Source organism: Lysinibacillus sp. 2017 (assembly GCF_003073375.1).
Classification (GTDB): Bacteria; Bacillota; Bacilli; order Bacillales_A; family Planococcaceae; genus Solibacillus.
On sequence record NZ_CP029002.1, the window covers coordinates 2,115,767 to 2,129,006 of the forward strand.

The 13,240-nt window shown below is 34.9% G+C and carries 16 protein-coding genes and 1 pseudogene; 5 read left to right on the top strand and 12 right to left on the bottom strand.

From position 1 onward, the window contains the following. The first annotated feature begins 69 nt into the window (after positions 1-69). From DCE79_RS10200 to DCE79_RS10220, 5 genes are all read left to right on the top strand, one after another. Positions 70-732 carry a hypothetical protein gene (locus tag DCE79_RS10200; protein ID WP_108712954.1) on the top strand — a complete coding sequence of 221 codons (663 nt, stop codon included), beginning with the start codon at positions 70-72 and terminating at the stop codon, positions 730-732. A gap of 451 nt (positions 733-1,183) precedes the next feature. Next, complete coding sequence (locus DCE79_RS10205; protein ID WP_108712955.1) at positions 1,184-1,396, top strand: hypothetical protein; 213 nt, start codon at positions 1,184-1,186, stop codon at positions 1,394-1,396. Positions 1,397-1,485: 89 nt separating this feature from the next. Continuing rightward, positions 1,486-1,890: an NUDIX hydrolase gene (locus DCE79_RS10210; protein WP_108712956.1), complete on the top strand. Its 405-nt coding sequence runs from the start codon at positions 1,486-1,488 to the stop codon at positions 1,888-1,890. Between the two features lie 367 nt (positions 1,891-2,257). Next, entirely contained in the window at positions 2,258-2,467 is a 210-nt protein-coding gene (locus DCE79_RS10215) for a helix-turn-helix transcriptional regulator (protein ID WP_108712957.1), read from the top strand. Then, positions 2,464-2,757 carry a hypothetical protein gene (locus tag DCE79_RS10220; protein ID WP_108712958.1) on the top strand — a complete coding sequence of 98 codons (294 nt, stop codon included), beginning with the start codon at positions 2,464-2,466 and terminating at the stop codon, positions 2,755-2,757. Before DCE79_RS10215 ends, DCE79_RS10220 begins: the two co-directional genes overlap by 4 nt. Positions 2,758-2,934: 177 nt before the next feature. Here the strand turns inward: DCE79_RS10220 and DCE79_RS10225 are convergent, their stop codons facing one another. The 12 genes and pseudogenes from DCE79_RS10225 to DCE79_RS10280 form a co-directional block, all read right to left on the bottom strand. Next, positions 2,935-3,588, bottom strand: a complete 654-nt coding sequence (locus tag DCE79_RS10225) for a hypothetical protein (protein WP_108712959.1) — start codon at positions 3,586-3,588, stop codon at positions 2,935-2,937. Continuing rightward, on the bottom strand, positions 3,581-4,099 hold the full coding sequence (locus tag DCE79_RS10230; protein WP_234417240.1) for a sigma-70 family RNA polymerase sigma factor: 519 nt from the start codon (positions 4,097-4,099) through the stop codon (positions 3,581-3,583). The genes DCE79_RS10225 and DCE79_RS10230 overlap by 8 nt, the downstream gene beginning before the upstream one ends. A gap of 238 nt (positions 4,100-4,337) precedes the next feature. Next, the gene (locus DCE79_RS10235; protein ID WP_108712960.1) at positions 4,338-5,099 is read right to left on the bottom strand and encodes an SDR family NAD(P)-dependent oxidoreductase; all 762 of its coding nucleotides are present in this window, start codon (positions 5,097-5,099) and stop codon (positions 4,338-4,340) included. 15 nt (positions 5,100-5,114) lie between these two features. Further along, entirely contained in the window at positions 5,115-5,867 is a 753-nt protein-coding gene (locus tag DCE79_RS10240) for an SDR family oxidoreductase (protein ID WP_108712961.1), read from the bottom strand. A 2-nt stretch (positions 5,868-5,869) separates the two neighbouring features. Further along, positions 5,870-6,778 carry a DMT family transporter gene (locus DCE79_RS10245; protein WP_108712962.1) on the bottom strand — a complete coding sequence of 303 codons (909 nt, stop codon included), beginning with the start codon at positions 6,776-6,778 and terminating at the stop codon, positions 5,870-5,872. 16 nt (positions 6,779-6,794) lie between these two features. After that, positions 6,795-7,433 carry a bifunctional 4-hydroxy-2-oxoglutarate aldolase/2-dehydro-3-deoxy-phosphogluconate aldolase gene (locus tag DCE79_RS10250; protein ID WP_108712963.1) on the bottom strand — a complete coding sequence of 213 codons (639 nt, stop codon included), beginning with the start codon at positions 7,431-7,433 and terminating at the stop codon, positions 6,795-6,797. Positions 7,434-7,447: 14 nt separating this feature from the next. Beyond that, a complete protein-coding gene (locus DCE79_RS10255; RefSeq protein ID WP_108712964.1) occupies positions 7,448-8,404 on the bottom strand; it encodes a sugar kinase in 957 nt (318 codons plus the stop codon). Between the two features lie 11 nt (positions 8,405-8,415). Continuing rightward, a pseudogene (locus DCE79_RS10260) lies at positions 8,416-9,911 on the bottom strand (tripartite tricarboxylate transporter permease). 12 nt (positions 9,912-9,923) lie between these two features. Beyond that, complete coding sequence (locus DCE79_RS10265) at positions 9,924-10,379, bottom strand: tripartite tricarboxylate transporter TctB family protein (protein ID WP_108712965.1); 456 nt, start codon at positions 10,377-10,379, stop codon at positions 9,924-9,926. Between the two features lie 57 nt (positions 10,380-10,436). Continuing rightward, on the bottom strand, positions 10,437-11,402 hold the full coding sequence (locus tag DCE79_RS10270) for a tripartite tricarboxylate transporter substrate binding protein (RefSeq protein WP_108712966.1): 966 nt from the start codon (positions 11,400-11,402) through the stop codon (positions 10,437-10,439). Positions 11,403-11,517: 115 nt separating this feature from the next. Next, the gene (locus DCE79_RS10275; protein ID WP_108712967.1) at positions 11,518-12,273 is read right to left on the bottom strand and encodes an IclR family transcriptional regulator; all 756 of its coding nucleotides are present in this window, start codon (positions 12,271-12,273) and stop codon (positions 11,518-11,520) included. A 287-nt stretch (positions 12,274-12,560) separates the two neighbouring features. Continuing rightward, the gene (locus DCE79_RS10280) at positions 12,561-13,058 is read right to left on the bottom strand and encodes a GNAT family N-acetyltransferase (RefSeq protein ID WP_199912272.1); all 498 of its coding nucleotides are present in this window, start codon (positions 13,056-13,058) and stop codon (positions 12,561-12,563) included. Positions 13,059-13,240: the final 182 nt, after the last annotated feature.

Sequence of the window (13,240 nt, forward strand, 5' to 3'; positions counted from 1 at the left end):
CACCACTTTGGGAACTTGTTTTGGAATTTTTCAAGTATACAAGACGTACCTTTTTAACGGAGGGATTATATGTTAAAAAGGATATTGATTATTATTGGAATACTTCTAGTGGGAATAACATCATTTAGCCTGTTAAATAAGCCTTTAGAGGACAATACTGCTGTTGCAAATAAAGAGGAACAAAAACCTTCATTTACTAAAGAAGAAAAAATAATTCATTCTATATTGAACTCAGTAACGGAAAAAATTCATGAGAAATATGAGGATTTAAAGTTTTCTGTAGGTTCGACCTCAGCGAAAGAATTGAGGGTACAAGTTTCGGAGAATGAGGAATATTTTAATTCAGTAAAAGAAAATATTGAATCCATTGCAAAGAGTGAAATTAAATCTTCCATATTAAAAGACTATACAGTTATTGTAATGAGATTGGATTTATCTTTTATGACTGAAGAACATAAAAAAATGGACGACGAACTTTTACTCATAACAAAGTCTTTAAATGAAGGTCTTAAAGCAGATTACGACGTATTTAAAAATATAACTACTAGTTCTCAAAAATCCATTACTATTTATACATCAATAAAAGGTTCAGGTAAAAAAGCACAAAAGTTGGCAATGGATATTGAAGAAACAATAAATAAAATCTTACAATCTAAAGAACTAAATTCAGTACCTCAAATTGACTCTTATGAAATTAAAGTATTAAATGCCAAAGGGAAAGTAGTAAATTAGCTAACTTATAAGGCTGAACAAAATTTGTATCACTTTTTAATAAGAGAACGAGTGACTATTGTGTAACAACGATTTATAAAGTATACAAAATAAACCCAATAAACGTTCCCAAATGAAAGTTTGGGAATACGTGTAAAAGCCCTAAACGTTGATTTAACAGCGTTTAGGGCTTTTGTGTGATGCATTGTTTATACGTTGTTTTATGCACTTTTGATAAAAGTAAGTGCTGGCAACGATTTAAACGATTTTAAAGGATTGTAGCATCATCGCTGTTACTGAATAAAGTCGTGCATATTCTTATCGTTTTGAACCCGTATTTTTCTAAAGAAACCCCTTAAAAGAAATCTGACCTTTTTCAATTGTTAATGTAGCTGATCCTGAGATACTTTACATTATTAATTTAGTTTTATGGTAAAATAATACAAATAAATATTTAAATAAGGGGGATATTATGACGAAAAAAGGAAAATTAAAAATATGGTCAATAATTTTTGTGATATTACTGCTAGTTGTTGGATTAGTTTTATTTTTTTTAGGACATTATAGTATATCTTATATTTTACTCGGGATTTTTGTGCTAATTATAACTGCTCTTGGTAATTGGTTACGAATGGAAAGTGAAGTTTACATTCATGAAAAAAGCTATAAGAATCATAATAAGTGATAACTATAGTGGGCAGTTATTAAAAACGACGACCCAAAAGCTATATTACGAAAGATTCAATTAGACCACCAAAATGGGAGCTCGAGATTATGCAATATAAGGTTTGGAATGGTGCATCAGCCATTATAATTAAAGACAATCGTGTATTAATGATACGTACAAAGGATTCCAATAGTTGGAGCATTCCTTCAGGTGGAGTAGAAGTTGGGGAAACCTCAAGGGAAGCTTGCATACGCGAAATTGCAGAAGAAACTGGTTATGAAGCTAAGATTGTTAAAGAATTACATACTAAAAAAACAATTATCAAAGATTATAAAGTAATTACACAATATTTTTTATGTGAAATAACTGGTGGTAAAGTTCAATATCAAGACCCTGATGAAGAAATCGAAGAAATTTCTTGGAAGAATAGCTATGAAATTTCAAAATTAATTCATAAATATCCTGAAGACCAAGAAGTTATTGAGCAATTATTATCTAATTTAAATTCTTAAATAAATATTCAATACTTTTAAAAATAACGTTCCTAAGTAAAAGTTTTGGAACACACCAAAAAGCCACAAATGTTGTGAAAATCAACGTTTTGTGGCTTTTTCAAGAGTTTCAAAGGGTTTTCTAAGTATTGGTCTTTAGGACTTTTTATGAATAAAAAGCTGCATAAATCAATCTGCCGGCCTTTTTCATCATCCACTTAACTATTTATGCTATCAATCGCAACCCATTGATAAGCTATTTCATGTGTTATTTAACTTACTACATTACGCCTCTTCTTTTTCACATAAATTTTTAGAAAATATTGACATGTCAAGAAAAGTAAAGTAACCTTTACGTAAAGGCACCTTTACATCGAGGCGGTGAGTAATGAAACATCATATTAAAGAGTTGCGAACGTCATTGGGATGGACACAGGAACAGTTTTCTGAAAACCTAGGCGTATCTAGACAAACGATCATTTCCATTGAAAACGGACGCTATAATCCATCATTAGAATTAGCATTTCGTATTTCAAAATTATTTGGCAAAACGATTGAAGATGTATTTATTTTTGAAGAAGGAAGTGAAGAACAATGAACGTAATGGGAATCGTAGGAATTGTACTCGGTATTAGTGGAGGGTTATTTGGTCTGATGTATGGACGAAAAAAAGCAGCTGAGCAAAGAGGTCTGGATGAACGCAATGCAGAAATAACAAAAAATGCACTCGCTTCTGGCTGGAAAGTAACATTAGCGGCCATTTATATCTTTTTTGTTTTACTTGCTTGTGGTGTTCAATTTTCAGTTGCACAGGTGCTTGGGCTTTTACTGATCATCCATATGATTGGCTGGGCAGGCTCTCTTATTTACTATCAATACCGATTCTGATTTTGGGCAAAGGGCGTAAATTTATGGCCAGACAAGCCGTAACAGCCTTCTCTATATCTTGTTTCCATAAAAGACACCTCTACCTTGTTTGATGGGTCCTGTCCATTTTTCAATGAAAGGTGTTTTTATTTTTCTCATTTTTATCAATGAGCATACACCATTTGTTTCCATTTTAAACTAATCTTTATTTTCTTTAAGTTTCAGATATTCTATAATATCCTGAAGTTCCCCTGGAGTGGCATGTGATAGAGATAAGTACAAAGTTTCCATTGGTGTAAACTCTGCTTTTAATACTTGAGAAGTTTCGATTGAATAAAAGTAACGCTGTCCATCGGAAGTAGTAAATTTACTTCCATCGTAATCATTATATAATTTCTCAAACGCATCTTTATTTGTGTTCATAAGTAAGATTAGAAGTAATTTTTCTTGATAAAAGTAAAATCTGGCATCGCCATTATAATCTAAAATTAGGTCAGCACCACTACCGTCCTCATGAAATTCTGTTGTATAATCCCCCCCTAAGAGCTCCACCACTTTTAATTTTGAATCACCTAAAGTGAATCCATGAAGATAATATAAACCTTGTCTGTCTTCAAATGTAGGTGCAGTAAAGTCAAAGGGATTGGTAGTTGCTGACTGCTGATCGACAATGAATAATTGGTTTAATAAAAAAAGCATAGCACTTACTGTTAAAATACCAGCTAGCATGATAACTCCCCATCTATATTTGGTTTTTTGAGCGTTGTTTTCTATTTCTTGCACGACATTTTGCATCACACGTTGCTTCATGGTCTTTATGTCTTTTAATTCATTTGGTGTATAGTTATCCATTTAAAAGCACCTCCCATTCAACGTCCTTCAGTTTATTTTTTAAGAGCTCTTTCCCTCTTCTTAATCGCGTTTTAATTGTACTTTCTGGAGTAGATAAAATACTTGCGATATCGCTAATCGTCATCTCATTAAAATAGTAATAAATGAGTACTTCTCTCTGTTTTAATGGCAATTCAAGGATTGCTTCTCCTATTAGGGTTTGTTCATCTTTTCTAACCAATTCGTCCAATTCGATTTTACTGCCCAAAGTGGAAATTTTATGTTGTAGTTGTACTCTCTTATAAGACCAACTTTTTAAGTAATCCTTGCTTTTATTCGCTGTCACTTTATATAAGTACGCTTTTAGTTCCCCACGTTCTTCATAATTACTTTGAGCATGATACATTTTTATGAATACTTCTTGCACAATATCCTCTGCTGCTTGGGGATCCTTTACGTAGTAATAAGCTAAACGTATTAAAGGTTCTGTATATAGATTCATTATTTCTTTTAAGTCCTGAATTGGTAACAAGAATACGACTCCTTTCTTTACATATTAAACGATTCTCAATGCACGAAAGTTTGATTTTTTTCATTTAAAAGGAAATTAATAATTTATATTAGGTATCGGTGCAAGTGGTGCTTTCCAACAAGATACGGACTGCGGGGCTGTATTAAAAGAACTTGAGCGACTATTAACGGCGGAATAATCTAAAAAACAAGGTATGGACTTTGATATCCATACCTTGTTTTCATCAAACTAATTTCAATTAATCTAGAAGCTGTGCGCCGTTGATTTCAACGATTTCGCCGTACATGTAAGAAGCTTCATCAGATGCTAAAAATGCAATGATGTTCGCCACTTCTTCAGGTGTCCCTTCTCGGCCAACTGGGATTGTATTTCTAAATCCTTCACGAACGTTCGTAGGAGAGAATTTATCGTGGAAAGGTGTACCAATTACGCCAGGGTTTACACCATTTACACGAATACCATATGGAATGAACTCTTTCGACATTCCTTTTGTTAATGTAATTACCGCTCCTTTTGCTGATGCATAGTGAATCGCACCCGGCCCACCACCGTTACGGCCAGCTACTGAAGCAACATTGACGATTGCTGCGCTTTCACTTTCCTTTAAATGTGGTAAAGCTGCTTGTGTCACATAATAAATGGATTTAACGTTGATGTCATAAACTTGATTCCATACATCTTCTGTAAGCTGTTCAAATGGAACACGACTTACCATTGAACCAGCGTTATTAATAAGGATATCTAAAGAACCGAAATGTTGTACAGTTGATGCGATTAACGAATTCACGGATTCGCGATTTGTAACATCTGCTTGAATCGCAATGGCTTCGCCGCCATTTTCAATAATTTGTTTAACTAAATCCTGTGCTTTTTGTTCATTGGAATTATAATTGACAACGATTTTTGCCTGTTGCTCAGCAAATTTCAAGGCAACTGCTTGCCCAATTCCTGTACTCGCACCTGTAACTAAAACGACTTTCCCCTTCAATTCTGTGTACATGTTCATTCCCCCTTATTATCGAGCTAGCCAACCACCATCAACCGGTAGTACAATGCCGTTCACATAATTTGATGCTTCTGATGCTAAAAATACAACCGCTCCCCCAATATCAGCTGGAGTTCCCCATCTACCTGCAGGAATACGCGCTAAAATCGAATCATTTCGAGATTGATCTTCTCGTAAAGCTGACGTATTATCTGTGGCAATATAACCTGGAGCAATGGCATTCACTTGCACATTATCTTTCGCCCATTCATTTGCAAGTGCATGTGTTAACTGTTTTATAGCGCCTTTACTTGCGGCGTAACTCGGAACAGTCAAACCACCTTGGAAGCTTAATAAGGACGCTGTAAAAATAATTTTCCCGCTCTTTCTTTCCACCATTTGTTTGCCAACTGCTTGACTTAAAATGAATTGTGAAGAAAGATTCGTTTCTAGAATGTTGTCCCACTGATCGATATTGTGTGTAACAGATGGCTCACGGTAAATTGTTCCTGCATTGTTTACTAATATATCAATTTGATGTTCCGTACTCACTTTGTTGGCAAATGTGACTACATCTTCTCGATTTGAGAAATCGCATTGATACGTATAAAATTTTCGTCCTAACTGTTCTAGTATTGACGTTAGCTCGGAATTTTCACGTGTCAACGATTTACTAACACCAACGATATCTGCCCCCGCTTTTGCTAATGCGATGGCCATTTCCATGCCTATACCCCGACTACAGCCTGTTACTAATGCTACTTTATTTTGTAATGAAAACATTTTTACACCCTCCTAAAATTCGATTTCACAAACGCTTCAATCGTTCCAGTACCAAATAACACCCCGATGATGATACAAATACACCCTACAATTTGAATAGACGTAACCGCTTCATTTAAAAGAATTGCTGAGCCTATCAAGCCAAATACGGTGTTAAAATTACCAAAAATCGCGGTTTCTGCTGGTCCAATTTTGGAGATTGCGAAATTATAAACCATATGACCAATCGCTGTTGCAAATAATGCCGACCCGATTAAAATGACATAGGCTTTGATTGGTGCATCAACAAAATCAGTAAATCCTGATGGATCAACAATTAAGCTAATCGCAATCAATATAAACGAACCGATTAACAACATGTAACCTGTTAGTACCACACTCTCAAAGCTTTCCGAAACCTTTTTAATGATTAAAAAACTAAAGGCTTGTGAAAGAATTGAAAGGAAAATCATAAGGTCGCCAAATGAAAAGGTCGCATCGATGTTTCCACCATTTAAAACAGAGATGGAAACACCAAATGCACCTAATATAAACCCAGCAAATGAAATGAAATTAAACTTATTAAATCCAAAAATCAACGCTAATATCGCCGTCAATAATGGACTAAACCCTAATATGATTCCGCCATTGACAGCAGTAGTTTTTGTAAGTCCGATTGATAATAATAAATGATGGAGCACGACACCTAAAATACTAGCTATCAATATCCATTTCCAATGCTGTTTTTGTGGAAACACTAATTTTTTTAAAACGGCTAATATGATTAGTACACAAATACCTGCAATAAAAATTCTTATGCCGGTCATAACAAACGGGCTAAAATACGAAACAAGTACTTTTAATGCTACTAGATTTAACCCCCAGAAGAGCATGACGATTAATAACAGGATATATATTTTGATTTTGGACATATCGCCACATCACATTCTATGAATTTCTAGAATTTTTCACTTCATCTACAAATGCCTTTGCTAAGTTTGCTAAACCTTGCCAGTCTTCATTTGCAATCAATTTCTTGTCTAATAATGAACCACCCACACCAACTGCAACTGCACCTGCTTTAATGAATGAACCTAAGTTTTCTAATGTAATCCCACCTGTTGGCATCATTTTGATATGACCTAAGGGGCCTCTCACATCTTTTATGAATTGTGGTCCAAGTACAGAACCAGGGAATATTTTTACGATATCTGCTCCATATTCAGATGCTTTTAAAATTTCTGTTGGCGTGAAAACACCCGGAATGGCGATTTTGTTATATCGTTTTGCTACGCGAATAGTATCTTCACATAAAGTTGGGGCAAAAAGGAATTGTGCACCATTCGAAATTGCACTGTAGGCACCTTCTGGATCAAGCACTGTTCCGGCACCTATGACGATTTCGTTGCCATATTTTTTTTGCACATTGTTAATGACTTCTAGCGCATTTTCAGAATCCAATGTGACTTCGATGGCTTTAACACCACCCTCGATTAATGCATCAATTGTTTGATACACTTTACTTGGCTCAATTTTGCGAACAACTGCTACAATTCCTGATTCAATAATTTGATCGATTGCACTCATCTAAATTATCCCCCTTATCTCAATACATCATTTGATTCTTTTTGATAGCTTTCTAGCATTTTCAGTGTTGGTAAACCTTCAATATCGCCTTTTACTTGCACGACAAAGCTGCCTACTAATGAGCCTTGCTTTACAGCTTCTTGTAACGATTTTCCATTTAACAAACCATTTAGTAGTCCAGCTGCAAAGCCATCTCCTGCACCTATTGGGTCGGCTACATTATCCACTTTAAAGCTTTCCACTTTTCCTACCGAACCATCTTCTTCCAAATAATACGCACCGTGTTCACCATCTTTAATGACCGTATATTTCACGCCATTTTTTCGGAAATAGTGCATAATCTCCTGAATATCTTCTAAACCAGTTAATAGTTTTGCTTCATCTAAACCTGGTAAAAGAATATCCGCTTGTAAACATAAATCTAATAACACTTCTTTTGCATCCTCACGTCGAATCATTAATTTATGTCTAATGTTCGGATCAAATGAAATTAAGACGTTGTTTTCTTTCGCAAAACGCATCACTTTACGTACTAATTCTAAGCAGTTGTCACTTAATAACGGTGTGATTCCTGTTAAATGAATCATTTTTGTCTGTTTTAAATATTCCAAATCTAAATCTTCGAAAGTTAGTTCACTTGCTGCCGAGCCCGTACGATAATAGTAAACATAATTGACACCCGGTCTTGTGCGTTCTTTAATATACATCGCATTTTCTGTATTTTCTTTGTACACGATTTTTGATGTGTCGATTCCTTCACCACGAATACTTGAAATTAAATAATCACCTAATGGATCATCGTGAACACCACTAATCCAGCCTACTTTTGAACCTAATCTTGTCAAACCAATGGCAACATTTGATTCAGCACCACCGTATTTTTTTTTAAAATTCCCTACATATTTTAAAGAACCTTCTTCAACAGGCTCTAATAAAATCATCGTTTCTCCGATGGTTAGTACGTCAAACATCTGCTCTCTCCTTACTGTGCTGTCGTTTTTTTCTTAATTAATTTACCGATAATCGGTAAGAATAGAGTAAGTGCTGCTAATACGATTAATACCATCGCAATTGGTCGATCTAAAAATACTGAGTATGAGCCTTCAGACATAACTAATGTACGACGAAGCTCGCTTTCTGCCATTGGTCCTAAAATTAACGCTAGTACTAATGGTGAAGCTGGGAAACCGTATTTTTTCATGAAGTAACCAACGATTCCGGCAAATAACATCACATAAACATCGAAATAGTTATTATTTAATGCAAATGCTCCAATCATTGAAATAACAATGATAATAGGCGCTAAACCTACTTTTGGTACATTTAAAATCTTAGTGAAAAGACGAATTCCTGAAATACCGAAAATCACCATTAAAATGTTGGCAATGATCATCCCTGCGAATAATGTATAAACAAGTTGTCCACTTGTCGTGAATATTTGTGGTCCCGGTTGAATTCCTTGTACAACAAGTGCTCCTAACATAATCGCTGTTACAGAGTCACCTGGGATACCTAATGTTAATAGCGGTACCATTGAGCCACCTGTTACGGCGTTATTTGCTGCTTCCGCAGAGGCAACACCTTTTGGATTTCCTTTACCAAATGAATCTTTTTCATCTTTTTTTGCCCAACGTTTTGCTTCGTTATAAGAAACGAATGCTGCTACGTCTGCACCGGCACCTGGAATAATTCCGATAAATGTACCAATCGTACTTGAACGTATAAACGAGGGCACTAAATGTTTGTACTCACGTAATTTTGGTAATGCATAATTGGCAACGACTTTCTTCGCTTTATCGCCCAGCTTTAAGCGTTCTTCAACCATACAAAATGCCTCAGAAACTGCAAACAAACCGATCATAATGGCGATGAATGAAATCCCTGAAATCATAGAAACACTGCCAAATGTAAACCTTGGATAACTCGTCATTGGGTCTAAACCAATTGTACAAATCAAGATTCCTACAAATCCTGAAATTAACCCTTTAATAACCGATTTACCAGAGATTGAAGAAATAATACTTAAACCAAATATCGCTAATCCGAACATTTCAGGTGAACTAAAACCCAGTGTAATTTTACTTAATGCTGGTGCAATTAAAATTAATACTGCAACACTGAATAAGCCACCAATACCCGATGCTATGGCTGCAATTGCAAGTGCTTTTCCTGCTTTTCCTTGGACCGTCATCTGATAGCCGTCCATAGAAGTAGCAGCTGAAGCTGGTGTACCAGGTGTGTTTAATAAAATTGCCGCGATTGATCCACCGTATATCGAACCGAAGTAAACCCCTACTAATAATAAAAGCCTGTTACAGCGTCCATTCCAAATGTAAATGGTAAAAATAACGCAACACCCATCGTTGCAGTTAACCCTGGCAACGATCCAATAATAATACCTGCAATTACACCTAATATTAATAACACGATCGTTAGGGGATTAAATACGTTAACAAATCCGTTTAATAATAGTTCCATCCTTACACCCCTCTAATATAAAAATCCATGGGGAATGGGAACCCCTAGTAAAAATTCAAATACAACTGTAATGACAAGTGAAAATCCGATTGATAAAATTAAAACAAATTTCCAATTTCTTTCTTTCATTAAGAACATCCATGCGATGATGAAAAGAGTAGCGCTTACAAAGAAGCCCACAAATGGTGAAATGATGATAAATATGATAAATGCGATAAAAATCAATATGTATCGATTTATATCTTGTTTTGTAAATGCCATTTTATCAATTTCACTTGCCTCTTCATTTTCTGCTTTTTGAAAAAATAAGATGAATGCTAATAAGGCCAAAACAATTGCTGCCATTTGTGGAAAGAAGTCTGGTCCTGGTCCAGCCCCTGTTTGCTCTGGATATCCACTAGCAGTAAACCACACATAGCCTGAAATAATTAATAGTAATACACTGATTACTCGATTTGAATTTATCAAAAATAAACACCCCTTTTAAAAGATAGACAAAGCGAAATTGCTTTGTCTAAAGGCAAACTAATTTAACTTTAAAGTTGGAATTAATTCTTCGAAAACTTTATTTTGTTCTTCCCAGAATGCGTATAATTCCTCTGTATTCATATATTTGTAGCCTAAGTTTAATTTTTCAACTTGTGCTTTAAAATCATCACTTTTGGCAACTTCACCAAATTTTTCTTCTAACGTTTTCACAATATCTTCTGGCGTATCTTTTGGTACTGCTAAACCTCTCCAAGTACCAATAGATAAATCAATGCCTTTTTCTTTAAATGTTGGTACGTCTGGTAACGAGTCAACACGTTCATCTGCCATAACTGCTAACACTTTTAACTCACCTGCGTTAACTTGGTTAATAACTTCTGCTGGAGAAACCGATACGGCATCAATATGACCACCTAATACGGCCGTTACTGCTGGAGCTGCACCTTCAAATGGAATATAGTTAAATGATTTTCCGACTTCTTTTCCTAAAGCTGCTGCCGCTAAGTGCCAAATTGCACCTGTACCTGAGTTACCAATTTTTAAATTTGTTTTATCTGCTTCTGCTAAAAATTCTTCAATTGTATTCCAAGGTGCATCCGCTTTTACTGTAATGGCACCTGGATCACTATTTAATAATGCAACCGGAGTAAAATCTTCGTACGTAAATTGTGCTAAATTTGAATTTGGTAAAGTTAATAATTCAACCGTAGTCATGGTTACTGTGTAGCCATCTTTTTTGGCATTCGTACCTTTTTGCATACCAACAGCACCACCGCCACCTTCAACATTTTGAACAGAAACACTGCTACCTACTGAATTTTTTGCAAGTTCCGCAAATTGACGAGCTAGTGTATCTGTACCGCCACCTGCTGCGTAAGGAACTAAAATTTGAATGTTCTTATTCGGAAAATCTTCACTTGATGATGAACCTCCGTCTGAACCACATGCTGCTAACATAAAAGTAGAACTTAATGCTACTACCCCTAATAGTTTTTTAATCATCAATAATCTCCCCCTAAGTTAATTTTGTTCCGTATTATGGAACTGCATTCCTAAAATATAATAAAAACAAAATGTTCCTCATTGCGGAACACCGTTCTATTAACCGTGTAAAAAATTATTTTGGGACGAATCCCAATTTTTTTGAAATTTGTTGTGTGCATTCAAGCACATAAGGAATTAATTTTCGAACTTTTTCATCGGTCATACGTTGAATTGGCCCAGTCACACTGATCGCAAATTGAACCTTATTTTGATAATCGAAAATTGGCGCTGCAACACAACGAATATCTAATTCATGTTCTTGGTTATCGTAACCAAATCCATTTTTTCGAATTTGATGTAATCTTTCCATCAGTTCTCCACTATTTTTTACTGTATATGGTGTGAATTGTGTAAATTCTTTCTGAAACTTCAAATAATTTTCAATGTATTGAGGTTCCTGATACGCCATAATTACCTTACCGACACCTGTGCAGTAAAGTGGTGCTGTACGGCCAATCTGTGAATAAATCCGAATTGATTGATTATTTTCTACTTTATCGATGTAAACAACTTCGAAATCACGTAATTGAACTAAATGGATAATTTCATCAATTTCTTGACATAATTCCTCAATGAGTGGATGTGCAATCGATAAAATATCCAAATTCGAAGTAACGTATTGGTTCATTTCGATAAACTTTAATCCTAAAATATAATCTTGGGTTTCAGTTTGTTGAACATAGTTATGTTCTACGAGAGTAGCTAACAATCGATGTGCAGAGCTCTTTGCAATTTGTAAATGTGTTGCTACTTCAGTGACACCATAACCTTTAGGATTGTTTTTTAGAAAATCCAAAATCTTCATAGCCCTGTCTACAGACTGAATCATTAAAAGTTCCTCCTAAATGTGTTCATGAAAATAATATAATTCAGTTATGAAAGCGTTGTCAACATTTTTCTGAAAATTTTATGTTCATTTTATTTTCTCTATTAAAATAACTATATTCTTTAAAATGAACAAATTATCTATTTTAGCACCAATTTACAATACGTTATTTCTAATTATAAATACCTATGAATCCCTCAAAAACAGCTGTTTAAAGTACAAAAAAACGACCCTGTTTTCAGTAATATTTCCACTGAAAATGAGTCGCTTTTTATAAATTTTCTTTGCGTCTATAATATTTTCGCCATATAATATTCATCTTCAAACTGCCCATCAACAAATAATGAATCCTTTTTCGTGCCCTCAATTTCAAAGCCCATTTTTTTATATAAATGTACAGCATCTTCATTTTTCACCATCACCGTTAGTTCGAGACGGTGGAGATCCATTTCCTTTGCCCATTGTGTAACAGCCGTAAATAAAGCTTTGCCTACTCCCTTTCCACGACTATCACTATGTACGCCAATGACGATATATGCACGATGCGAAATACGTTCTGGCTGCTCATTGACTACCATTATGTAGCCTAAGATTTGCTCATTGTTACATGCTACAAAAATTTGTGATTTTGGATTTTGTTTTAAATTTTCAATATACTTCCTGAAACCCCCTGCACTGATTTGTCGTTCACCTGGCGAGAACATCATAAAGCCTGATTCCTCGGCATTTTTCATCACTTCTACGATTTGTTCTGCATCTGCTACGTTCGCTATTCTTACGTTTACCATGTTCAACACACTCATGAAACTGAATATTTTAAATATTATTATAATATAATTCATGTTAAATTTATCGCACAATTTTTCAATTATCGCACTTAAACGACCGAAACCCTGGATTTCTACTATCAAAACAGTGAAAAAACTGTTATTTTCCGATACAATAGGGAATGAATAAATATCGAAACGAA